This is a genomic window from Streptomyces sp. NPDC093018 (assembly GCF_040684035.1).
Taxonomy (GTDB): Bacteria; Actinomycetota; Actinomycetes; order Streptomycetales; family Streptomycetaceae; genus Streptomyces; species Streptomyces murinus.
In genome coordinates this window covers 233287-254970 of record NZ_JBFBFF010000006.1, presented here as the reverse complement: position 1 = coordinate 254970, position 21684 = coordinate 233287, and the positions used below count along the sequence as shown (strand labels likewise).

The 21684-nt window shown below is 68.1% G+C and carries 20 protein-coding genes and 2 pseudogenes; 9 read left to right on the top strand and 13 right to left on the bottom strand.

What is annotated here, in order from left to right; all coding sequences use genetic code 11:
* Positions 1-52 precede the first annotated feature (52 nt).
* Entirely contained in the window at positions 53-1624 is a 1572-nt protein-coding gene (dacB, locus tag AB0N90_RS17000) for a D-alanyl-D-alanine carboxypeptidase/D-alanyl-D-alanine-endopeptidase (protein WP_365197172.1), read from the bottom strand.
* On the opposite strand from dacB, the gene AB0N90_RS16995 reads away from it, so the two are divergent.
* Complete coding sequence (locus AB0N90_RS16995; RefSeq protein WP_365197392.1) at positions 1581-1745, top strand: hypothetical protein; 165 nt, start codon at positions 1581-1583, stop codon at positions 1743-1745. The genes dacB and AB0N90_RS16995 overlap by 44 nt on opposite strands.
* On the opposite strand, the gene AB0N90_RS16990 is transcribed toward AB0N90_RS16995, so the two are convergent.
* The 3 genes from AB0N90_RS16990 to AB0N90_RS16980 form a co-directional block, all read right to left on the bottom strand.
* Complete coding sequence (locus AB0N90_RS16990; protein ID WP_365197169.1) at positions 1742-2485, bottom strand: DUF4097 family beta strand repeat-containing protein; 744 nt, start codon at positions 2483-2485, stop codon at positions 1742-1744. The genes AB0N90_RS16995 and AB0N90_RS16990 overlap by 4 nt on opposite strands.
* 122 nt (positions 2486-2607) lie before the next feature.
* Positions 2608-3945: an FtsX-like permease family protein gene (locus AB0N90_RS16985; protein WP_365197166.1), complete on the bottom strand. Its 1338-nt coding sequence runs from the start codon at positions 3943-3945 to the stop codon at positions 2608-2610.
* The gene (locus tag AB0N90_RS16980; protein WP_365197164.1) at positions 3945-4670 is read right to left on the bottom strand and encodes an ABC transporter ATP-binding protein; all 726 of its coding nucleotides are present in this window, start codon (positions 4668-4670) and stop codon (positions 3945-3947) included. The genes AB0N90_RS16985 and AB0N90_RS16980 overlap by 1 nt, the downstream gene beginning before the upstream one ends.
* A gap of 162 nt (positions 4671-4832) precedes the next feature.
* Between AB0N90_RS16980 and AB0N90_RS16975 the strand changes: the two genes are divergently transcribed.
* Together AB0N90_RS16975 and AB0N90_RS16970 are read left to right on the top strand one after the other, a co-directional pair.
* A complete protein-coding gene (locus AB0N90_RS16975) occupies positions 4833-6005 on the top strand; it encodes a sensor histidine kinase (protein ID WP_365197161.1) in 1173 nt (390 codons plus the stop codon).
* Between the two features lie 36 nt (positions 6006-6041).
* Positions 6042-6707, top strand: coding sequence for a response regulator transcription factor (locus tag AB0N90_RS16970; RefSeq protein WP_361672964.1), 666 nt, complete (start codon positions 6042-6044; stop codon positions 6705-6707).
* A gap of 1011 nt (positions 6708-7718) precedes the next feature.
* On the opposite strand, the gene AB0N90_RS16965 is transcribed toward AB0N90_RS16970, so the two are convergent.
* A complete protein-coding gene (locus AB0N90_RS16965) occupies positions 7719-8588 on the bottom strand; it encodes a helix-turn-helix transcriptional regulator (protein ID WP_365197158.1) in 870 nt (289 codons plus the stop codon).
* A 114-nt stretch (positions 8589-8702) separates the two neighbouring features.
* On the opposite strand from AB0N90_RS16965, the gene AB0N90_RS16960 reads away from it, so the two are divergent.
* Positions 8703-9401 carry an SDR family NAD(P)-dependent oxidoreductase gene (locus AB0N90_RS16960; protein ID WP_365197156.1) on the top strand — a complete coding sequence of 233 codons (699 nt, stop codon included), beginning with the start codon at positions 8703-8705 and terminating at the stop codon, positions 9399-9401.
* 98 nt (positions 9402-9499) lie between these two features.
* Positions 9500-10400, top strand: a pseudogene (locus AB0N90_RS16955) (transposase); the annotation flags it as partial.
* Positions 10401-10436: 36 nt separating this feature from the next.
* Here the strand turns inward: AB0N90_RS16955 and AB0N90_RS16950 are convergent.
* Positions 10437-10526 (bottom strand): annotated as a pseudogene (locus tag AB0N90_RS16950) (DUF1772 domain-containing protein); the annotation flags it as partial.
* A 75-nt stretch (positions 10527-10601) separates the two neighbouring features.
* Between AB0N90_RS16950 and AB0N90_RS16945 the strand changes: the two are divergent.
* The 3 genes from AB0N90_RS16945 (at position 10602) to AB0N90_RS16935 (ending at position 13423) form a co-directional block, all read left to right on the top strand.
* Positions 10602-11486, top strand: a complete 885-nt coding sequence (locus tag AB0N90_RS16945; RefSeq protein WP_365197382.1) for an alpha/beta hydrolase — start codon at positions 10602-10604, stop codon at positions 11484-11486.
* A 59-nt stretch (positions 11487-11545) separates the two neighbouring features.
* Complete coding sequence (locus AB0N90_RS16940; RefSeq protein WP_365197153.1) at positions 11546-12211, top strand: nitroreductase; 666 nt, start codon at positions 11546-11548, stop codon at positions 12209-12211.
* A gap of 237 nt (positions 12212-12448) precedes the next feature.
* The gene (locus AB0N90_RS16935; RefSeq protein ID WP_365197151.1) at positions 12449-13423 is read left to right on the top strand and encodes a hypothetical protein; all 975 of its coding nucleotides are present in this window, start codon (positions 12449-12451) and stop codon (positions 13421-13423) included.
* Positions 13424-13458: 35 nt separating this feature from the next.
* On the opposite strand, the gene AB0N90_RS16930 is transcribed toward AB0N90_RS16935, so the two are convergent.
* From AB0N90_RS16930 to AB0N90_RS16910, 5 genes are all read right to left on the bottom strand, one after another.
* Positions 13459-14574, bottom strand: a complete 1116-nt coding sequence (locus tag AB0N90_RS16930) for an NAD(P)/FAD-dependent oxidoreductase (RefSeq protein WP_365197148.1) — start codon at positions 14572-14574, stop codon at positions 13459-13461.
* A gap of 212 nt (positions 14575-14786) precedes the next feature.
* Positions 14787-15140, bottom strand: a complete 354-nt coding sequence (locus AB0N90_RS16925) for a DUF190 domain-containing protein (protein ID WP_365197145.1) — start codon at positions 15138-15140, stop codon at positions 14787-14789.
* Positions 15137-15622, bottom strand: coding sequence for a fluoride efflux transporter CrcB (crcB, locus tag AB0N90_RS16920; protein WP_365197142.1), 486 nt, complete (start codon positions 15620-15622; stop codon positions 15137-15139). The genes AB0N90_RS16925 and crcB overlap by 4 nt, the downstream gene beginning before the upstream one ends.
* A 208-nt stretch (positions 15623-15830) precedes the next feature.
* Complete coding sequence (locus tag AB0N90_RS16915; protein ID WP_365197140.1) at positions 15831-16139, bottom strand: hypothetical protein; 309 nt, start codon at positions 16137-16139, stop codon at positions 15831-15833.
* A gap of 419 nt (positions 16140-16558) precedes the next feature.
* The gene (locus AB0N90_RS16910; protein WP_365197137.1) at positions 16559-17812 is read right to left on the bottom strand and encodes an MFS transporter; all 1254 of its coding nucleotides are present in this window, start codon (positions 17810-17812) and stop codon (positions 16559-16561) included.
* Between the two features lie 158 nt (positions 17813-17970).
* On the opposite strand from AB0N90_RS16910, the gene AB0N90_RS16905 reads away from it, so the two are divergent.
* Positions 17971-18513, top strand: a complete 543-nt coding sequence (locus AB0N90_RS16905) for a Chromate resistance protein ChrB (protein WP_361672997.1) — start codon at positions 17971-17973, stop codon at positions 18511-18513.
* 28 nt (positions 18514-18541) lie between these two features.
* Here the strand turns inward: AB0N90_RS16905 and AB0N90_RS16900 are convergent, their stop codons facing one another.
* Positions 18542-20098: a hypothetical protein gene (locus AB0N90_RS16900; RefSeq protein WP_365197134.1), complete on the bottom strand. Its 1557-nt coding sequence runs from the start codon at positions 20096-20098 to the stop codon at positions 18542-18544.
* Positions 20095-21654, bottom strand: a complete 1560-nt coding sequence (locus AB0N90_RS16895; RefSeq protein ID WP_365197132.1) for a hypothetical protein — start codon at positions 21652-21654, stop codon at positions 20095-20097. Before AB0N90_RS16895 ends, AB0N90_RS16900 begins: the two co-directional genes overlap by 4 nt.
* Between the last annotated feature and the right edge of the window lie 30 nt (positions 21655-21684).

Sequence of the window (21684 nt, the reverse complement as noted above, 5' to 3'; positions counted from 1 at the left end):
CGTTGCAACCATCCTGGGCGCCGGAAAGCCGGGAGACCGCATCGCGTGTCCATTACCCCTTGGGTGACTTGTAGATGTCAGCAGCCATCGCTCCCAGTTGCTTGTTGGCCCTGAGCGCGAGGTCGATGGCATCACCCACGGAATTACTGGGCACCGGGATATTATTCACGTATATCGCGAAGGCATAGCGATGGCCGTCCTTCGCGTCGATATAACCTGCGAGCGCCTTCGTGCCGAGAGCCAGTTTTCCATGGTAGGCGCTGACCAAGGTGCCAGTCTTCGCTCGGATGTGCCCTGCGGCAGGATTAGTTCGGTCGATTACATCGGCAAGCGAACCATCGACCCCGATACTCGGCATGGAGTCGTAGAAGACGTCAAAGTCGTCCTGTCGGGCGAGGTACCGCAGCAATGAAATCTGCGCAGTCGGCGTCGCCTTGTCGCCGGGCAGGCCCTGGGCATCGACAAGGGTGAATGATTGCGGATCGACACCGGCGCGAGCAAGGAATTCCCGCTCGATCTTCATCCCGTCCGCATAGGTCCGTTGGCCGCGCTGCACCGCCATAAGAGGTGGCAGAAGATTCGCCCCGAGGTTGTGGCTGACCTTGTTTATCAGCTTTGCGTATTCCTTGAAAGGCGGCGATGTGTAGGATGCCAATACAGGCATCGCATTCACATCCTTCGACGGCGGGAGTTTACTACTGGGGTTTGCTCCTGTTGCAGGGGAAGCCACGCTCACGCCGTTTCGAGCCAGTGCCTCGACCAGGACGGTCCGGGCAAAGGCCGCCGGGTCAGGTACCTGGTACGTCGTCACGAAGGGAGCCTTCGCATCCGCCGGTACGGAACCTCGCACCCGGATATGCCCAGGCGTGACACTTTCGGTCGTCACCGCAGGCTTGCTTCCAGCAGGCGTGGTTGCCACCTGTGCGTCGACGCTGAAGGCTGCCGTCTTTGGACGCCAGTCAACCTTCGCCGGCCCGCCGGATGCGCCCGGCGTGATGAGCACGTCAATCAGGTTGTCATTGATGACGGTTGGGGTGACCGGCACCCCGCCGATGGACACCGGATCCCAGAGTCGGTTGTCGATCACCACGTCGCCGTCGATCCGACGGACACCGCTCGCGGCGACCTGCCGGGCCAGTTCGTTGATGCCCGCCAGGGGATCCTCTTGAGTAAGGGTTGCCTTCCCAGGTACAGCATTGGCGTCATAGTGGTCAAAGTCAGGTACGTCGAGTTTTCCTGACGCAGTGGTCCGCCCACCGAGCGCCAGATCGCCGCTGCCCACCATAATCAGGTTTCCTGAAAGCCGTCCGTCAGGCGATACCGTACCTGAATGGACCACCGGAGTGCGGAAATGGTGGTCGTCGCCCAGGACATCGAGCGCGGCACTCACTGCAAAAGTCTTGGCCGTCGAGCCGGTCATGAACAGAGAATCGGCGCCCTTCGATTGGACGACTTCTCCGGTCTTCAGGTCGGCCACTTGCACACCCCACTTACCGGACGACCATGGTGCCGTGTTCATGAGTTTCTGCAGATCGGCACTTACTGGCGCGGTACTTTTCGATGGGAGGATTGAATGGTCCGTGGAGCTGTTGGAGCATGCCGACGTTGCGACAGCAGCCGCCATCGAAGCAGCAATGATCAGAGTTGCGTGCGGCCGTACCCGGCGGGCCCTGCACCTGAAGATGCGCGAGGATCTACTAGACATTATTTCTTTCCTGGTCTATTTTCGTTGGCGCCAGAGCTAAGATGCCTTGCCAATGACAATATCGCCGTTACGCGTGTGAGCCTTCACAAAATGGCCGCTCGTGTCGTCTTTCGTGACACCCACGGTGATGTCGCCCTTTTTAGCGGCCGTGTCGACTGCGTACGTCGCCTCCGGCAGGTCGAGCTCAATGTTGCCGTCATGGCTTTGCGCATCGACGCGGTCAGGCACAGAGGCGAAGCTCAGATTGCTATCGCCGTTTCGTGAGGTGACTGTGACCGATTCTGCGGAGATCCTGTCGCCTTTGATGTTTCCGTCGCGACCTTCCAGATCCAGGTTGGTTCCGCTGAGGTCCGACACCTGCACGTCGCTGTTGCCGGCTTTGGCCGAGAAGTCGGCAGTGAAGCCTGTGGCTTTAATAATACCCTTATCGTTCTCGGCAGTGATCGCGACATCGCGCGGTACCTTCACGGTGTACTTCGCACCGCAGTTGACGGAGAATCCCGTGCAGTCCAGCGAGAGCCTGAGAATGCCCCCTTCGAGATGCCATCCGGATTCTATTTCGCCGCCTACTTTTTTACCGCTGACCTGCCGCGTCACCCGAACGCCCTTGACATCGGCGGCTACGAGTTCCAGGTCGGCGGAGTCGGACTTCACGGTCAGGCTGTCCCCGCTGAAATCAAACACTTTCGATTCCACGATTTTATTCGCCGGGTTGGTGTCGTCAGGACTGCATCCTGTGGCTGCGACAGCGAGGACCGCGACACCCCCGAGGACGAGCACAGCGTGAGGCCTCATTCCCATTGATTCATTCCTTCGTCATTCTGGACATGCGGGTGACGCACGCCGTTCATGGTGGTGGTTGGTTCAAAGGGCGCGATCGCGCCGGTGGCGAGTTCGTTGCCTCACGAGCGCAGAGCCCGGGCTGCGACCGTGCGCGACACACGGGCGGCTTGGAGGGCCAGAGCGAGGCAGGTGGTCACAAGCGTCACGCCGGCGAGCACACCGAGAGTCGCCCAGGGGAGGCCGTCCAGAACCCGGACGACGCTGATCTTGGCGCCCGCGGCGATGGTGGCACTCGTCACCGCGATGGAGATCCCGCCGAAGATGATCGCCGTCCCCGCATAGATCACTCCCTCATAGATCGTGGATCGGGTGACCACGCCTGGTCGCGCACCGGCGACCGCCACGATGGCGGAATCACGTGTGCGTTCCCGCCCGACCAGAGCGATCACAGCGAGGCCGCCGACCCAGGACACGACGAAGACCCAGCCCAGTACGACCAGGACATCGTCCAGCCCGGCGGCGCTTCCGGGCATGACGTTCCCCATGACCATGAAGAGTCCGACGAACGACAAGGAGAGGGCGAAGGGCAGCACCGTGGTGACGCTTCTCGCCGCGCGGGTGCGGCACGATTGCACGGCGAGGCGCCAGGCGACACCGCGCGAGGGCACGAGTGCGGTCCAGAACCTCATCAGAGGTGTGAGCACCCACGGCCCCATCAGCAGCAACAGGCAGATGAGAAAGAGGTCGCCGGCGAAAGCGAAGGCCGTCCGCTGTTCGATCCCGCCTTCGAGTTCGAGTCCCAGCCCAGGAATCCACATCCCGACCACACCCGCGAGAAGGCAGAGGGCGAGAACACTGCGCGTGACGCCGGGCCGCGCCGGTGGATCGGAGAGGTCTCGGAACGCGCGCATCTCCGGTGTCCTGGCGGCGCGGCGTGTGACTCCCCAGCCGCCGAGCAGACACGGAACCACTCCGGACAACACGCTCGCCCCGACGTGCCAGAGCCGGAATCCGGCCGTGGCTCCGTGCAGGTCGAGTCCCGTGGCCGTCCACTGCGAGAGGGCGGTGCTCGCGACAAGAGGGGCCAGCGGTACTGCCAGCGCGCCGGCTGCGGTGCCGAGCACGATCAGTTCCGTGCGCAGAATGGATCTGATGCGATTGCGCGGGATCCCGAGGATCGCCCACAGGGCGTGATCGCGTCGCTGGGTCGTCAAGGTCAGTCCGACGGTGGACGCGACGATGCCCACGGCGGCAAGCACGGTGAAGAAGACGATGTTGCCGCCGAGTGCGATCGACGCGGAGACCATCCGCGCATCACCCGCCGCTCGCGCTGCCGAGACGGCGGTGAACATGGCGATGACCGAGCCCGCTGAGCATGCCGCACCGACCACTGCGCACAGGAACGTCCACCACCACATGGACGCCTGCATCCGAATGTCCGACAGGACAAGTCGCATCACGATGCCTGCTCACCCGCTTCGTCCTCCGACTGCGCCGCGAGGACGGCATCGCTCACCGCGTGGGAGTCGCCACCAGGAATGACGGCGTGCACTCGCCCGGACCCCAGCACCACGACCTGGTCAGCACGTGCGGCTGCATGAGGATCGTGTGTGACCATGAGGACCGTGGTTCCCTGCGAGGGAAGCGCCTGCAGCCAATCGAGCACAACGTGACCCGACTTGAGGTCGAGCGCGCCGGTCGGCTCGTCGGCGAAGACGATCCGCGGCTGATTCGCGACGACCCGGGCCACCGCGACGCGTTGGCGTTCCCCTCCGGAGAGCCGGTCGGGGCGCCGCCGGGCGTGCTGGGCGATACCGAGCCTCGACATGGCGTCGCCGACTCTCGACCTGGGCACCCGATGGCCGGCGAGTCGCGCCGGCAGGGCTATGTTGTCCTCGACCGTCAGCGAGCTGACGAGGTTGTACTCCTGGAAGATGAATCCGACGTTCTCACTGCGGAATGCGGCCTGCTTGCGAGGGGGGAGCGACACGACATCCGTTCCCAGGACCTCGATGGAACCCGCGGTCGCTTGCTCCAGACCAGCCATGCAGAGCAGGAGCGTCGACTTGCCCGACCCGGAGGGGCCGACGATGGCGGTCAGCTGGCCTTCGGGGATGTCCAGGTCGATATCGTGCAGGACGCGCGCCGTCTCGCGTCGACGGCCCGGGACGGGGAAGTCCATATGAAGGCCGCGCAAACGGATGCATGGCACGGAAGCGGCAGCTGAGGTAGGCATGCATCGAGCTAAGCAGGGCGCGGCGGGAGCCACACGGGTGTCTGCACTGCTTGAAGGTAGACCTAGGTCTACCTTTTGCGCGATCCGCAGTATGCGACAATTACGGGCATGGCGCAGATTCGTATTGCCCGGAGGGTGCTGACGGAATGCATCGAGGCAATGGCTTTTCCGATTCTGCTGCTTTCCATTCTCATCGCGCCGGTCTCGGCCCCGGTGGTGGCGGAGGCGGACCGTTCGAGAGCCCGGTGGTGCGGCGTCGAGACGATGCCCCTGAAACCCTCTGACCACAGCTGGGCCCAGTGGGTGGCACTTCGGCTGCGTTCACGGTCGATGTGGCGCACCGACCTCCCAGTCTTGGTGACCGCCGTACCCCTGTCCGCACTGTCACTGCTGGTGGCCTTCTTCGGATTCATCGGCGCTGCCGCGTTGGTGTTCTCCCCCGTCTTCTGGCTCTTCGGTATCGCTGCGCAGGTCGGTCCATTCACCCCTGAATCCGTCGGGGAAACCCTCCTGGCGATGCCCGCAGGCATCATTCTCGGCGCGGTCACCACTACCGTACTGACCGGCGCATCATTTCTTCGCGACTTCCTCCTGCGTGCCTTCTCCAGAAGCCGGGACCCGGATCTGGTCGCGAAACTGGAGGAGCTCCGGACCAGTCGGGCTTCGTTGACAGCGGCCTTCGAATTCGAGCGACAGCGCATCGAACGCGATCTGCACGACGGCGCCCAACAGGAACTCGTCGCCGTCGTCATGCGTCTCGGGATGCTGGAAGCCACGGCCGCAGCCGCAGCCACCGATCAGGAACGAATCGTGCGGCTGGCGCGGCAGGCCCGGGCTCACGCGGAGCGCGCACTCGAACGGCTGAGGGACACGGTGCGCGACATCCATCCCCGCGAACTGAGCGACCTCGGTCTCATCGCCGCCGTCCGAGAGCTGGCCGCACGATCACCTTTGCGGGTTGAATTGACCAGCACCGGCGATGACACCCAGCTTTCGTCACAGACCGCGACCGCCGTATACTTCACGGTGTCCGAAGCCCTGACGAACATCTCGAAACACGCAGATGTGGGAAGTGCTCGGATCGATCTACGATGCGCCACGACAGACGTACATGTGCGGGTGCATGACGATGGTGTCGGCGGTGCGAGAATCGACACGGGCTCCGGGCTCGCCGGACTGCGCGAGCGAATGCGAAGTGTCGGCGGGAATCTCGAAATCATCAGCCCACAGGATGGCGGGACGCTCGTTGTGGCGTCCGCTCCCAGTCAACCCCCATGGTGATAAATTGAAGCAGGAAATTCCCCGGGGAGGGGGGTCATGAGAATTGTTCTGGCAGATGACAGCGTGCTGATAAGGGCCGGCATCCGGGAAATCCTGACCTCCCACTCTTATGATGTCATCCGCGAATGCGAGGATGCCGGCGAACTGGTCGCCGCGGTCGATGAGCTGGTGCGCGCCGGAGCCGCCCCGAACATGGTGATCACGGATGTCCGAATGCCCCCCAGAAACACCGACGACGGACTGCGTGCCGCGATCGATCTGCGCTCCCGTCACCGGGACCTACCGGTGTTGGTTCTCTCCGCCTACGTCACGGGCCCCTATGTGAGGGAGCTTCTGAACGGCCCGGGTGCCGACGGAGCCGTCGGGTACCTGCTCAAGGAGAAAGTGGGTAGAGTCGCCGACTTCCTGCGGGCTGTCGAGACGGTCTCCGCAGGTGGCGTCGTGATCGATCCCGAGGTTGTTCGCCATGTCACCCGCGCGGACTCGCCGCAGGGGCCGCTTGCCCGGCTCACCGCTCGTGAAAGGGAAGTGCTCGCCCACATGGCCGAGGGGCGCTCCAACGCGGAAATCGCGGCGGAGCTGTTTCTTTCTGGCGCTGCCGTGAGTAAGCATGTGGCGAACGTTTTCGTGAAGCTCGGCATGCCTCCCGACGAGGACAATCGACGTGTCAAGGCCATTCTGACCTGGTTCGAATACAACTGAGGATCGCATCCGCCGGGCACCGTCCAGCAGCGCCCACAGCTCCGTGAGCCCCGCGCCGGTGCCGCAGGTTCTGGGGGGCTCTCAACACGTGTCGGCCCCAGAATCCTGGTCCCTTACGGGGCCTGTCGGACCAGTGCATGTCGGGGCAGCTTTGGTACGCCGGGGGGCGGCCGGCTAACGAGCTCGTGCACGGTAAGCAGTGGTGTCGCTCATGTGCTCGCGGCGGCCGAGGTGGCGCGCCAGGGCCCGCCAGTTCTTCAGGTGGGCGATGCCGTGTTCGATGCGGATGCGTCGCGAGGAGTGGGCTTTTCGCTGTCGTCCGTGCATCTCCTCGTACCAGTCGGGGGCGTTCTACGCCCGGCGGCCGGCCGGCGGACCCGGATTTCGGTGCCGTCGATGAGCCCGGTCTTCCCGTCGGCACCGAGGTGGTCGATGACCTCGGCCAGGGTCCGCAACCGCACCCCCGACCGCGGCCTGGACGCAAGCTTGACCTGGTGCCGTTCGTGCCACAAGGGGCCCAGCTCTGCGACGAGTTCAGCGATCACGTTGGCCGACAGGCCCGTGATCCTACGGTCGCTGATGATCGCGGTACGAGACGCGTTCCCCATCACACGACCATGATCGACGATCAGAAGCTCGACGCCTCACCGCTTACCGTGCACAAGCGACTTACACCTACGGCCGGACATCACCGGCGGGACCGGCTGCCCACTCTCGCCGCCATTCGCGAACTACACATGATCACCACCAACGCCCGCAAGGTACTCAGCGCGCCCCATACCTACGACGAGATCCGCCGGTTCCCCGCTCCTGATGAGGCCCGGGTGTGCTGCATACGGCAGCGGTCTCATCCTCTTCGGGTTCGGGCCGGGGGCCGAAGGGACCGTGTTCCCCGGGGCCGGTGGCGCCGAGGATGCCGAGATCCCTCCAGCGGTGCAGCGGCACGGGGATCACTGTGCCTTCCGTTCCGGGCCTGTGAGAGTACAAGGGCGTCCCGTCGCGCGGGGCGGATCAGTTGCGTGTGCCGGCCGGCGGGCCGACGACGGTGGTGAGCTGGAGTTTGGTCTCGTCCTCGCTGCCCGGCGCGGCGGTCATGATGACGATCTTGAGCTCGGTGTCGCCGTCGGCCAGGACATCGCAGTCCACCGTGACCGGGCCCACCGACGGGTGATCGACCCTCTTGCGGACCTCACGGTTCGCGGCCACCTCTCCCTTCGCCCACAGCTCGGCGAACCTCTCGTTGCCTGCGTTCAGGTCGCGAACCAGCGCGGCCAGGCGGCTGTCCCGGGGGAAGCGGCCGGTGGCGCGGCGTAGATCGGAGACGAGGGCGGCGTCGGTGGTGTCGGGGTCCGTATCGGTGACCGGCCACAGCACGAGGGGGGTGTGATCGACGTCCACCGGGAACCTGTCGCGGGCGAAGTTGCGCATGCGCGGCGGCGAGGCCAAGGGGTCTCCCAGCAGGGCAGCCCACCCGTGGTTCCACCACACCAGTTGCCAGTCCGCCGCGAACACGGCCACCGGTACGTCTCCGAGGCGGACGAGTACCCGTTGCATACCGGGCGGGAGATGGTCGCAGATCGTGCCGTCCGCCGGCGGCACGATCTGGGCCAGCCGGTAGAGGTGGTCCCGCTCGGCGGTGGACAATTGGAGGGCGCGCGCCAGGGACGCCACCACCGACGCCGAGGGTGTCGTGGCCCGCCCCTGCTCCAGACGCACGACGTAGTCGACCGACACTCCGGCCAGGTCGGCCAGTTCCTCGCGCCGCAGCCCGACAGCCCGGCGCTTGCGGACGACCGGCAGCCCAGCGGCTGACGGGGGCAGCCGGTTCCGCCACACGCGGATCATCGCGCCCAGTCCAGCTCCGGGGGGTGTCGTCGTCATGCTCTCCATCCTCCCGCGTCCCCGATCACATGCGGGGACGCGAGGGTGGTACTGGTCTTCCCACCGTCGAAGCGTCCCTGGTCCGGCTCCCTCGTCCAGGCAACCATCGAAGGCATGACGATCACTTTCATCACCGGAGCCAACAAGGGCATCGGCCGCGAGACCGCCCGCCGCCTCATCGCGTGCGGTCACACCGTTCTCCTGGGAGCCCGCGACCGTGCGCGGGGTGAGGAGGCAGCCGCCGCGCTGGGCGTACGCTTCGTCCCCATCGACGTGACCGACGACGCGTCCGTGGCCGCCGCCGCCGCGGACGTCGCCGAGCACGAGGGCAGGATCGACGTCCTGATCAACAACGCGGGCGTCCAGGGTCCCTTCGGCGATCCCGGCGATCTCACCGCCGCCGACGCCCACGCCGTCCTCGACGTCAACGTCATCGGCGTCGTCCGCACCACCACCGCGTTCCTGCCGCTGCTGCGCCGCTCGGACGACCCCGTGATCATCAACGTCAGCAGCGGCATGGGCTCCCTCGCCTTCACCCACGACCCCGCCCGGACCGAGTCGCATGTCGTCGCGCCGCTGTACGCCTCCTCGAAGGCGGCGCTGACGATGTTGACCACGCAGTACGCCAAGGGGCTCAAGGGCGTTCGCGTCAACGCCGCCGACCCCGGCTACACCGCGACCGACATAAACGGTCACAGCGGCTCCCAGACCGTCACCGAGGGCACGGACGCGATCGTCGCCCTCGCCACCGAGGGGCCCGGTGCTGGCACCGGACGCTTCATCGACCGCCATGGCGAGATCGCCCGGTCCTGACACCGGCGGTCCGGAGACTGCCGCCTCCGACCAGCGTGAGAACCTGGGGCGACCGTCACGCCAGCCCTTCGACCTGCTTCTTCAGTTGACGGAGGCTCATTCCACTCCCACCGTCGCCGGAGTTGGAGTCGGTGTTCGCGCGGGTTGCGGGCCGGTTCTCGAGGGTGGATCTGCGGTGGCGGGTGCGGGACTACGTGCGTGGTCTGCTGGCTCCAGCGAAGCGGAAGAACGGCTGGCGGCTCGCTGAGTACGCAGGTCACCGCGGGCCGGCAGGCTTCCGGCATCTGCTGAATGGTGCGGCCTTGGACGTCGACGCGGTCCGGGACGACGTGCGGCGGTACGTCGCCGAGCGCCTCGGCACCCCAGAGGGGTCCTGATCGTGGACGACACCGGTTTCCTCAAGAAGGGCACCACGTCCGCTGGGGTGCAGAAGTCCTGGACCTCGGATGCGGACCGGTGCCGGTTGGCGAAGATTCCTGACAGCCGCGTCTTCACGACCAAGGGCGAGTTGGCTCGCGGGATGATCCTGCGGGCGCTGGCCTCATCCTTGCCGATCGCCTGGGTGACGGGCGACTGTGCGTACGGGCAGGAATGGCGCATGCGCCGCACCCTGGAAGAAGCCGGGGTCGGCCACGTCCTGGCCGTGCCGAAGTCACAGCAACCGCACGCTCCCTTCGGCCGTATTGACCAGGCTATCGCCGATGCCCCCGGCGAGGCATGGAAGCGCTATTCCTGCGGTGACGGCGCCAAAGGCCCGCGCCTCTACGACTGGCCCGCCGCAGCCTGACCCGCCCGGACGAGATCGCCTACTACGTCGCCTACGCCCCGGGCGGCACCAGCGTTGTTGAGCTGGTCCGGATCGCCGGCTCGCGCCGGGCGATCGAGGAAGCCTTCCAGGCCGCCAGGAACGAATGCGCCCTCGACCAGTACGAGGTCCGTCGTTGTCCGGGCTGGTACCGGCACATCACGCTGGCCATGCTCGCCCACGCGTTCCTGGCCGTCGTCGCAGCCCGGGCAACCGAAAGGGGGGCCGCAGTGGAGGCGGTCCCAGCAGTTCATCTGCTGCTTCCAGCCGGCGGGCCGGTAGTCAGCGGTCGACGTCTTGCCCCGGTTGTTGATCGGGACCGGCGGCAGTGTCGTCGCCCAGTTTCTCTGTGCCATGGCGAAAGTCGGGTGCGGGACTTCAGGTCCATGGACATGATGGTGATCATGACTGGTTACACCGACGTTCCTGCCCGGCTGGGTGAAAGTGCGCTGTCCGACGGGCGGCTGCTCGGCTGGGCGGAGTGGGGGCCGTTGGACGGGACGCCTGTTGTGCTGTGTCCTGGTGCGGCGACGAGCCGGTGGCTCGGATTCGGCGCAGGCGTGGTCGAGGCGCTCGGAGTGCGTCTCGTCTCTGTGGATCGTCCGGGTCTCGGTGTCTCGACGCCCGCCCCTGGGCGGACCTTCTGCGACTTCGCCGGAGATATGCGCCAACTCTGTGTGCAGCGGGGGCTGGAGCGACCTGTTGTGGTCGGGAATTCGCAAGGCGCGCCCTTCGCACTTGCCTGCGCCGCGGAGGGGGTCGCCTCGGCACTGGCTGTCGTCTCCGGTGCGGACGAGGTCGCCAGGCCGGAGTTCGCTTCCGTGCTGAACGCGGACCTGCGTGGTCTGGTCGAGCGGACCGCGTGCGACCCGGCCGGTGCCGAGGAGTTCTTCGCGGGCTTCACCGCGGATGCGATGTGGGACATGGTCATGGCCGGGAGCCCGGGGTGTGACCTTGCCGTGTACCAGAATCCCGATTTCGCGGCCGGTTACCGCAGGGCCTTGGACGAGGGATTCGCCCAAGGCGCCGCCGGCTACGCCCGTGACACGGTCCTGGCGATGGGGCGGTGGCCGTTCGCCCTCGACGAGATCGCCGTCCCCGTCGACATCTGGTACGGCGAGCAGGACACCAGTCACTCACCCGACAACGGAGCGCTGCTCGCTGCCCGTGTGCCCGGTGCTCGTCATCATGTCGTGCCGGGGATCGGCGGTGCCCTGCTGTGGACTCATGCCGAGTCGATCCTCACATGCCTCCTTGAAAGGATCAGCACCGGCCAGTAGACGAGCGGATGTCCGACCAGCTCGGCAGTCGAATTCGACGAGTGGGAGGAAGAGCGGGCGTGGATGTGTATGACGCCGTGGACAGTCGCCGGGCTGTGCGGGCGTTCAGCGATGAGCCGGTGTCCAGAGAGATACTCGAACGCGTGCTGGCCGCAGCGACACGGGCTCCGTCCAGTGGGAACCTCCAGCCATGGCATGTGTACGTCGTGACCGGCGAGCCCCTGGCCGAGCTCAAGAGGCGCGCCACAGCCAGGGCACTGGCCGGGGACCCGGGTGATGAGCGGGAGTACCCGATGTACCCGGCCGAACTGACCTCGCCGTACGTGGACCGCTTTTCCGCCGCGGCTGCTCAGCGGTACAAGGCACTGGGAATCGAGCGCGACGACCCCGAACGGCCCATGAAAATCGCCGCCTTGAACTCGCAGGCGTTCGGAGCCCCGGTCGTGCTGTTCTGCTACCTCGATCAGACGATGGGGCCAGGGCAGTGGGGGGACGCGGGGATGTACTTGCAGACGGTCATGCTGTTGCTGAGGGCGGAAGGGCTGCACAGCTGCCCTCAGGTGATGTGGACGATGTATCGCGAGACCGTCGGCCAGATCGTCGGAGCCGATGACGGGCTCGTACTGTTCTGCGGCGTCTCGGTGGGCTTCGAGAAGGTCGGCGTGCCACGGCTGCGTACCGGGCGGGCGGACCTGACGGAGGCCGTGAGCTTCATCGGAGTGTGACCGGCCACGCCGACCTGGCATCGGCCTCGACCCTCTCAACTCGTGGTTCAGACCATCGTCCGGCGTCGCCCGCGGCTCGATCCGGCGTGGCCGGTGGGTCGTCGGCGCGCCGGTTCGCCATGCCCTTCCAGCTGCCCTCCCGGCTGCCCTTCCGGCCCTTGCGGGGGTCGTATCGAGAGCCTAGCGTCGGCCCTCGGAGCCGACAGCGGCCTGAGTGACCGGAGGGCTGGTCAGCGCGTGCGAGACAGAGCGACATCCCCGGTGCCGGAGGCGCCCGCGGCGGCGCGGAGGAGGCAGATACAGGGCCCGGAACCGCAGTTCGCCGCCGGACGGGCGCCGCGACCCGCCGGGCTCGCCGCCCTCCAGCGGACCGTGGGCAACGCGGCCGTCACCCGGTATGTGCAACGTGTGCAGGGCCAGGGGGATCCCGCTGTCAGGGAGGAGGCGCGGCGCAATGCCGCCGATCCCACCGGGCACGGCGAGTGGGGCACCTTCCGCGACCTGATGGACAAGGTGGGCTTCCCGCAGGACGTCACGGACGCCGCCTGGCAGCTGATCCTGGGCGGCATCGCCGAACAGGGACAGCTCAACGACGAGGCGCTGGCGATGTTCACCGAACGCCAGGAGCAGCGCGACCATCGCGCGTCGAACAGCTGGTACCAGGAGTTGGTGCGGCTCATCGGCGACTACCTGGAGATCGACCGGCCGACGATGGCCCTGTGGTCCGGTGGCATCGACACCAGCGTCTACGCGCGCTCCAAGGGCCATACGCCCCTGGAGTCCACTCCTTTCGGCAGTGTGGTCAACGAACTCCAGCTGACCATGGACTGGATGCTCAAGACGCCGATGTGGAACGTCCTGTCCAAGGCGTTCGTGACCCGCGCCCGCGGTCCCGTCCATATCTTCCTGCGGGCGTACAACCCCGACAGCGTGCTCATCGCGCAGGAGGTCCCGCAGCTGCGCGTGGTCATGGCGCTCAACCCGGCGGTGGAACTCGTCTGGCACCCCGTGTACACCACGGCCGACGGGGAGTTGGTGGAGGTCACCGAGGAACTCGAACTGGCCTCGGACGCGACGTACCGCACCCGGGATCTGTGCGTACGGGCCCTGTACGACTACCTCCGGCTCAAGCACGACCAAGCCAACAGCCGGTCCGAGCGCGCCAACGCGGAGATGGGCGCCCGCCTCGCCTCCAATGGCAACCAGCCGTGACCCCGGGCAGGTAGGAGTGCGTCGACGCGCGGGGCTCAGCTGAACAGCGCGGCCACGCTCTGCGGTGCTTCCTGGCCGAAGAACACCTCCAGGTTGTTCGCCGAGCGGTCGGCGGCGTCGCGACCACGCGGGAACAGCCGCTCCTCGTAGGCGGTGAGCGCGGCTTCGACGTCGGGTTCCTCGACCAACTTGCCCGCCAGGTCGGCGCCGTCGTACATGGCGAGGTTCGCACCCTCCCCGGCGAAGGGCGACATCAGATGCGCGGCGTCGCCGACGAGCGTCACGCCGGGCATCCTGTCCCATTGGAGCCCGACGGGCAGGGCGTGGATGGGCCGGAGCAACGGTTCCGCGTCGCTCCGCGTCACGAAGGCGGTGAGCAGCGGCGACCAGTCGTCGAACTCGTCGGCGAGGCGGCGGAGGCCCGCGGACGGGTCGCTGAAGTCGATCGACCTCAGCCACTCCTCGGGCTTGTTCAGCGCCACGTATCCGCGCACCTGCCCGTCGGCACAGCGATGGGCGATGATGCCGCGGCCCGGCGCGACCGCCATCAGCGTGCCGCTGCCGATCGCGGCCACGCTCGCCCGGCAGTCCTGGGCGCCCGCGGCGAGGGCGATCTCGATGAAGCAGGTTCCGCTGTACAGAGGCTCGGCGTGGGTGAGCAGCGGACGCACCTTCGACCAGGCGCCGTCCGCGCCGATGACCATGTCGGCGCGCGTGGCGGAACCGTCCGCGAAGGCGAGGTCGTAGCCGCCCTCCGCACGGCGGTGGACCGAGGCGAGCTTGTGACCCCACCTGATCGTCCCGGGTGTCAGCGAGTCGATGAGCAGGCGCCTGAGTTCGCCGCGATCCACCTCCGGGCGGGCCGAACCGGGGTCCGCGGGCAGGTCGAACAGGATCGTGCCGTGGCGGTCGACCACGCGCTTGGCGTCCTCGCCCGGCCGGACCAGAGCGAGGAACTGGTCGTACAGACCGGCCGCGCGCAGCGCGACCCGTCCGGTTTCCTCGTGGATGTCGAGCAGGCCGCCTTGCGCACGGGTCGTCGCCGAGGCCTCGCTCTCGTAGATCGTCGCGGTTACGCCGTGGGCCTGGAGCACGCGCGCGAGCGTCAGCCCGCCCAGTCCTGCTCCGACGATGGCGATGGTCTTCCGCATACTGCGCCCCTTTGTCGCGCCGACAGGCGTCGGCGGTGGTCGGCGCCGAAAGCGGGCGGGATGCCCGGTCCCGGCAAAGAGACGCTCATCGATCAGAACCATCCGCATCGATGTATGCGCGATGTCCGGGGGGTAGATCCGCGGGACATCGTTTTTCGCGACCTGGCGACTATAGCCCGGCATCCGTCTCGCGGTCACCGCGGCCGCTCACTCTACGATCGATCGTCCTTGCCACGGCCGATGTAGCGGATGACCTCGCAGTCGTCGAGGATCACGAGGCCCTGACCGACCAGCTCGTCCAGCTCGGGCAGGAACGCGCGGACGCGGTCCTCGGTGTCGACGATGACGATCGCCACGGGCAGGTCCTCGCTCAGGGACAGCAGTCGGCTGGTGTGGATCAGGGACGTCGCCCCGAAGCCTTCGATGCCGCGGAACACGCTGGCGCCGGCCAGCCCCGCACCATGAGCGCGGTGCACGATCTCGGAGAAGAGGGGCTTGTGGCGCCAGGTGTCGTTCTCGCCGATGAAGATGGTCAGCCGCAGGGCGGTCCCTGTCAGTCGCGTCATGATTGCCTCCACTTGGTGACCTGCCGGGTGAGATGCGCGCCCGTCCATACCGCCGCGAGGGCGCTGAGCACGGTCGCGGCGAGGTAGTACAAGCCGGTGCTCGGGCGTCCGTGGTCGACCAGGCGCTGGATGTCGACGACATAGGTGGAGAAGGTGGTGAAGCCGCCGAGGACTCCGGTGCCGAAGAAGGGCCTGACCAGGCGGTGCGCGGCCCACACATCGGTGATGATCACCATGAATATGCCGATGACGCCGCAGCCGATCACGTTCACCCAGAACGTGGTCCAGGGGAAGACATCTCCGGAGGTCGGCCACAGTTGAGCCGCTCCGTAGCGGGCACAGGCTCCTATCGCGCCGCCGACGGCCACGGCTGCGATGATCGACCATTGCCCGCTCTGCAACTCACGCCGTTGCGCGGGCGCGTGCAGATCGACATCGGGGTCGGTGGGTTCGTTGAGGGTGGAGGGCTGAGTCTCTCCCACACGGGTCTCCTACTCGGACGACACCCAGGACACGCCGGGGTGTGCTCTGTCTCAAGTAGGGACCGTTGGCGGCGACTTACTACCGCGGTTTGGGGACGGCGGGCCCCACCGCCGTGCGGCTGCCGATCTTACCGCAGCACCAAGGTAGCGTGCGGCGCCTTGCCGTCCGCTCCTGCCGGTGGAGCGCCGAGGTCCGGGGCGAGGTGCCTCAGGCGGCCCTCTCCTGCTCGCGGGCCCTTTCGGCCAGGTCCCTGACCTCGTCACGCAACTGCCGCAGACCGTCTCCCGGGCGGCCCAGCCCGTGCAGGCGCTGCCGCGCGGCCTCCGCCCGGGCATCAGGACCGATGGGGGCGCCCACGAGGGTGACCGCTTGGTGGAGGATCCACTGGTTGGAGGCGAACAGACGCCCGGCACGCCGGGTGAGTTCATCGAGGCCGACGGCGTCCACGGGCAGTTGGTGAAGCCGTACGTTCAGCTGGTGGTAGCCGGCGATCTGCTCGTCGGCGGTCCGGGCCACCGCATCGGACACTGGGGCCGGCCGCTCACAGGCCGCCACCACGCGAGAGGCGACCGACTGCGCCGCCATACCGTCGTCGAGGACGGCCAGGAGCGCGTACAGCTGCTCCGAGCGTGTCGGTGCGGCGTCTTCTTTCCGATGCGGCCACCAGGCCCGGAACAGATGTCCGGTACGGTGCGGCGGCCCGGCGTGGCCGGTACGGACGGCCTGCCGTGACCGACGCGGTGTTACGGGCGCGTGCATGATGCCTCCCGGTTGTGCGGACACAACCAGGGACCGTCGGCGACACCGGTCGCGGTTGGCGGTGGGCCCCATCACCGATGTGCGAGAACCGCACACCTTCAGTGTGCCCCGTGGTTCAGCCGTGACGCCCCCGTCGCTCCATCGACGGGCCGCGTACGCGTGCTGGGGCGGAAGGTTCAGTGCCGCGGAGTGCGGGTGGCCCACAACAGTGCCAGGGCGGTGACCTGGACGACGGCGACGGTGGTGATCAGGACGGGGATCGAGACCTCGTAGAGGGCCCCGGTCAGGGCGCCGCCGGCCAGCGCGGCGGCGCCCATGATTCCCGCGAAGAAGCCGTACGCGGTGGCACGGCGGCCGGGCGGGACCAGATCGGCGACGGTGGCGCGGAGGGTGGATTCCTGCACACCGACGGCGGCGCCCCACACCAGCGCGCCGAGCACCACGATCCACACCGTGTCGGTGAACGCCAGGAGCGCCACGGCGGCCGAGAGCAGCGGGAGGACGGCCAGGACGCGGGCGCCGTGGCGGTCGTAGAGCCGGCCCGTGGCCAGCGCGGCGAGCGCGTCGGCGGCCATGGCGGCGGCGTACAGCACCGGTACCGCGGCGGTGGGCACCAGATCGCGTACGACCAGATGGTAGGAGAGCACGCCGAAGGTGGCGAAACCGACCAGGGTCATGGCGGTGAAGGCCGCGTACACCCAGAACGCCCTCGGCAGGCCGGGGTTCGGGTATGTGGCGGCGGTGATGCCATCGGGTGCCGGTTCCTCGTCGGAGTCGGAGGTCTCGTAGGCGACGGGGTCGGGCACCCGGGCGCGCAGCCGGACCAGCAGCGCGAGGGCGGCGGCTCCGGGCAGCGCGAGCACACCGAGGGCGGGGGCGTAGTCGTCGCCGGTGAGGGCGAGGATGCCGGCCACGGTGAGCGGGCCGAGCAGGGCGCCGACCTGGTCCATCGCCTCGTGCACGGCGAAGCCGCGGCCGCGCCCGGTGGTGGCGGTGGCGTGGGAGAGCAGGGTGTCCTTGGCCGGGGAGCGGACCGCTTTGCCGACCCGCTCGGCGACCACCAGCGCACACGCCGCCCACAGCGCGCCGGCCAGGCCGAGCACGGGCACGGTGACGGCGGTCAGCGCGTACCCGGCCACCGTCCAGGCCCAGAAGCGGCGGCTACGGTCGGCGAGCGGGCCGGAGAGCAGCCGGAGTCCGAGTGCGGCGGCCTCCCCCGCCCCGGTGACCACGCCGACCACGGCCGCCGACGCGCCGAGGTGGGCGAGCAGGGGTCCGGTGATCGAGCGGGCGCCCTCGTAGACGTAGTCCATCAGCAGGCTGACCACGCCGAACGCCATGACGAACCGCCACGGCGACATGGACGGCCGCGGGGTTGCCGCCTGCGGTGTCGCGACGGTGGGGGTGGGCCGGTCTTCGGCAGACCTCATGTGGTGGCTCCCGGAACGAGGCGGGCGATGACGGCGACCGGTCACGGACACCGCGGGAGACTGCGTGGACCGTTCGATGGAAAAGTAACAGTCGTTAGATTTGGTTGGCAACGGCCGGGCGTTTTGTGGGATGACGTCGGGCGGGACAGACTGGGCGGATGAGTGAACCGGTTACGTGGCTGCTGCTGGCCTACCGCATTCCCAGCGAGCCGAGCCGGCTGCGTGCCGGGGTGTGGCGGCGGCTCAAGGCGCTGGGTGCGATCTATGTGCAGAACGCGGTGGCGGCCCTCCCCGCCGATCCCGCCGCCGAGCGGGCCCTGCGCTCCCTGCGCGCGGAGATCACCCGCATGGACGGCGGCTCGGCTCAGCTGCTGCGGGCCGACGCCCTCGCCGGGGGGACGGACCTGGTCACCGCCTACAACGCCGCCCGCGACGACGAATACGCGGAGATCACCGACCGCTGCCGGGATTTCCTCGCCGAGATCGAGCGGGAGACCGCCGCCTCCCATTTCACCTATGGCGAGCTGGAGGAGAACGACGAGGATCTGGCCAAGCTGCGCGGCTGGTTCGACAAGGTCGTCGCTCGCGACCGGCTCGGCGCACCCGGCCGTGGTGCCGCGGGCAGGGCCGTCGAGGGCTGCGCCGAGGCTCTGGACGGCTTCGCCGCCGCCGTCTACGCCGCCGATGTCGACGCGCCCTGATCACGGCTGAGGCCGTGCGGGCCGGCGCTCATCGGTCCCCCGGGTCCCGGCGGGGTGCGGCCGTGACCTCATCCGGCGGTCGGGACGGCCGTGCGGGTTCGCCGAAGACGTCGCGGTAGAGGTCGTCACCGAAGCTGGTGGGCAGCGGTGCGCCGGGCTGGAGGCGGAAGGTCCTCTTGCCGTCCGCCCGGCGGCGCGCCCGCAGGAACACCGTGCCCTGCGCCGGGGGCCGTTCGTGCAGGCTGCGAGCCAGGTCGAACAGGTGGGTGACGAGCAGGACCTTGACGTCCGACTCCACCAGGGCACGGATGATCTGGCGGCCGATCTCGGAGCCCTCGCGTTCGTTGGTCGCCGCGAAGGATTCGTTGAACAGCACCATCGCGCCGGGCGTGAGCCAGCCGACGACATCGCTCAGCCGGGCCAGCTCCTCGTCGAGCTTCCCGCTCCGCATATCCGCGTCCTCTTCACGCCGGTAGTGGGTGAACAGGCCCGTACGCACGTCCGCGGTGAGGGAGTCGGCGGCGACGAACATGCCCGCCTGCATCATCAGCTGGGCCAGGCCGACGCTGCGCAGAAACGTCGACTTGCCGCCCTCGTTGGCCCCCGTGACCACGATCAAAGGGGTCCCGTCGGCGTCGACGTCATTTCCCACCACGCGTCCCTCGCGGCGCAGGCTCAGGCAGATGTCGTACAGGCCGCGGCAGTTCAGTGCGGGACGGCCGGTGGGCAGCGGGACGGGCAGGCACGACGGCGCACCCTGGGCGGTCAGCTTCTGGTGGAGGTTCAGGCAGCAGACGTAGAAGCCGAGTTCGAGGCTGAGCGTGGTGAAGAAGCTCAGGATGTGGTCGGCGGATTGCGCCAGCGCGTCGGCCGCGAGGCCGAGGCCGCGGTCGCGCAGTTCGGCCAGAGCGCGGCTGCCTTCCTCGTCCCGGTCGGGGAGGCGATAGGTGTACGCGGGCGGGCCGCCGGTGGTGAGGCGTGCGCGCCAGCCGGGCCGGGGGTTGGGGCGGCGCAGCACGAAGTCGCGGCCCTTGCAGCCCTGGCCGAGCCCGCAGCTGACGAGGACGCCGTTCTTGAACTTCAGACGGCGCAGATGCTCGTCCATGACGTGGAAGTAGGCGTCGTCGAGTTCGGTGCGGAGCATGTCGAAGAACCGGACCAGGCCCGGGGACTCGACCTGCGCCGCATGCTCGTCACCGATCTTGCGCAGCGCGCGCAGTTGCCCGGTGAAGATGTCCATCATCTGCACCGCCCGGCGCAGGACCGAGTCGGGGCTGCGCAGGAAGGTCGGCCAGACACGGTGCTCGGCCGCGATCGTCTCCACGACCAGGCCGAACATCTGCCGCAGCAGATCGGGGTGCCGGAGCCAGTCGCGCAGGATCCGCTGCCGGTAGACGATCGCGGCGGGGTCGGTCAGGGAGGTGAGCACGACCCGCCGGGCCACGTCCCTGAGGAATCCGTCCCCCTGCGCCATGGCGTCGAAGAGGGTGTCCAGACCCAGATCCCGGGTCAGATCCGCCGCCTCGGGGCCGAGCGGCGCGTCCCGGTCCGGATCCCCCTCGGCCTGGAGCAGACATGCCTTCATGACCCGGTCCTCCCGTCGGCGCCTTCGCGGATCCGGTCCCTGAGCCGCTCGTACGTCAGGCCGTACTTGTCCGCGATGGCCAGGGCGTACGACAGCCCGTCCGGCTGCCGTCGTACGACGCGGAAGGTCCGCGTCGCCGGATCGCCGGGGACGACCGTGCTGGTCATGCTGACCGTGGCCGGTCCCAGCCGGGACAGCTCGTCGACGAAGGAGACGCACACGCACAGCGAGCCCCGTTCGATGAGCTGCTGCAGCACCCGGGTGCCGAGGACCACGGCGTCGTCGACGGTGGTGGAGGTGAAGATCTCGTTCATGATGACGACGCTGGACGCGGTGGCCCGGCTGAGGATGGCGTGGACGCGGACCAGGTCGTCCTGGAGCTTGCCCGAGAGATCCTGCAGGTTCTCCCCGCGTTCGAAGTGCGTGAAGATCCGGTCGCACAGCAGCAGCCGGGCCTCGGCACCCGGTACGGGGCAGCCCAGCGCGGCCAGATGGTGCAGCTGACCGAACATGCGGGCGAAGGTGGTCTTGCCGCCCTGGTTGGGGCCGGAGACCACGATGACGCGTTCCGCGCCGTCGAGGCGGAAGTCGTTGGGGACCACCCGCAGGCCCTCGGTGAGCAGTCGGTCGGCCAGGACGAGGTCGAACACGCCCTGGCCGGCCAGGTTCTCCGGCGTCCGGGACAGCCTCGGGTAGCACCACGACAGGCCGGCGTCCCGCAGGCGCCCCGCGAACTCCCGGTAGGCGAGGTAGAACTGCACCTCGCGGTCGAAGACCGCCAGCGTGCGGTCCACGAACGCCTGATGGCACCGGCGGAAGCGGTCCAGGGCGGCGAAGACGTCCGGGAAGAGAAGCGCGACCCGGTCCAGGACGGCCTCCTCGACATGGTTCATGTCGACGTAGTCCCGATGGGCGAGGCGGTGGCTCTCGGCCTGCGCCTGCTTGAACTTCTCGAAGGCGGCCAGGACTTCGGCGCCGTAGTCGGCTTCCTGCGCGTAGCGGGTGACCCTGACCTTGCCGCCGCCGATGGTCATGCAGTAGCGGACCGAGGCCAGTGCCCGCCGCACGTTCTCGATATCGGCGGCGAGCCGCTGGTGGCTCTCGGAGCCGGTGCGGTGCGCGACGTGGTCGCGCAGGGCGTTCAGGGCCCGGGAGTCCGGGTCTGCCGCGTCCAGGGCCGCGGCCAGGGCGGCGACGGCACGGCAGTAGGTCTCGGCCGCGCCCAGGAACCAGCTCTCCTGCTGGTAGGGGTGGCGCAGTTGCTCGGCCAGGGTCAGCTGGCGGCGCATCTCCCGCATGTCCTCGGCGAATTCCTCGATGCCCGTGCGCAGGGCCTCGTCCTGCAAGTCGCGGAAGACCTGCTGCCGGTGGTCGATCGTGTCCGGGTTCGTCAGACGGGCGTGGAAGAGCGGCTTCAGCTGGTACTGCCCCCGCCCGGAGGTCAGGGAGGCGACGAGCTGGTCGAGGTTGAGGTCGTGGAAGTAGGCGGGTTCGTCCCGCGCCGAGGCGGCGGCCTGCTCGGCCGGTTCGGTGAAGAGCACGCTCAGGAACGACAAGGCGGCACCGTCCCTTTCCTCGTTCTGGTC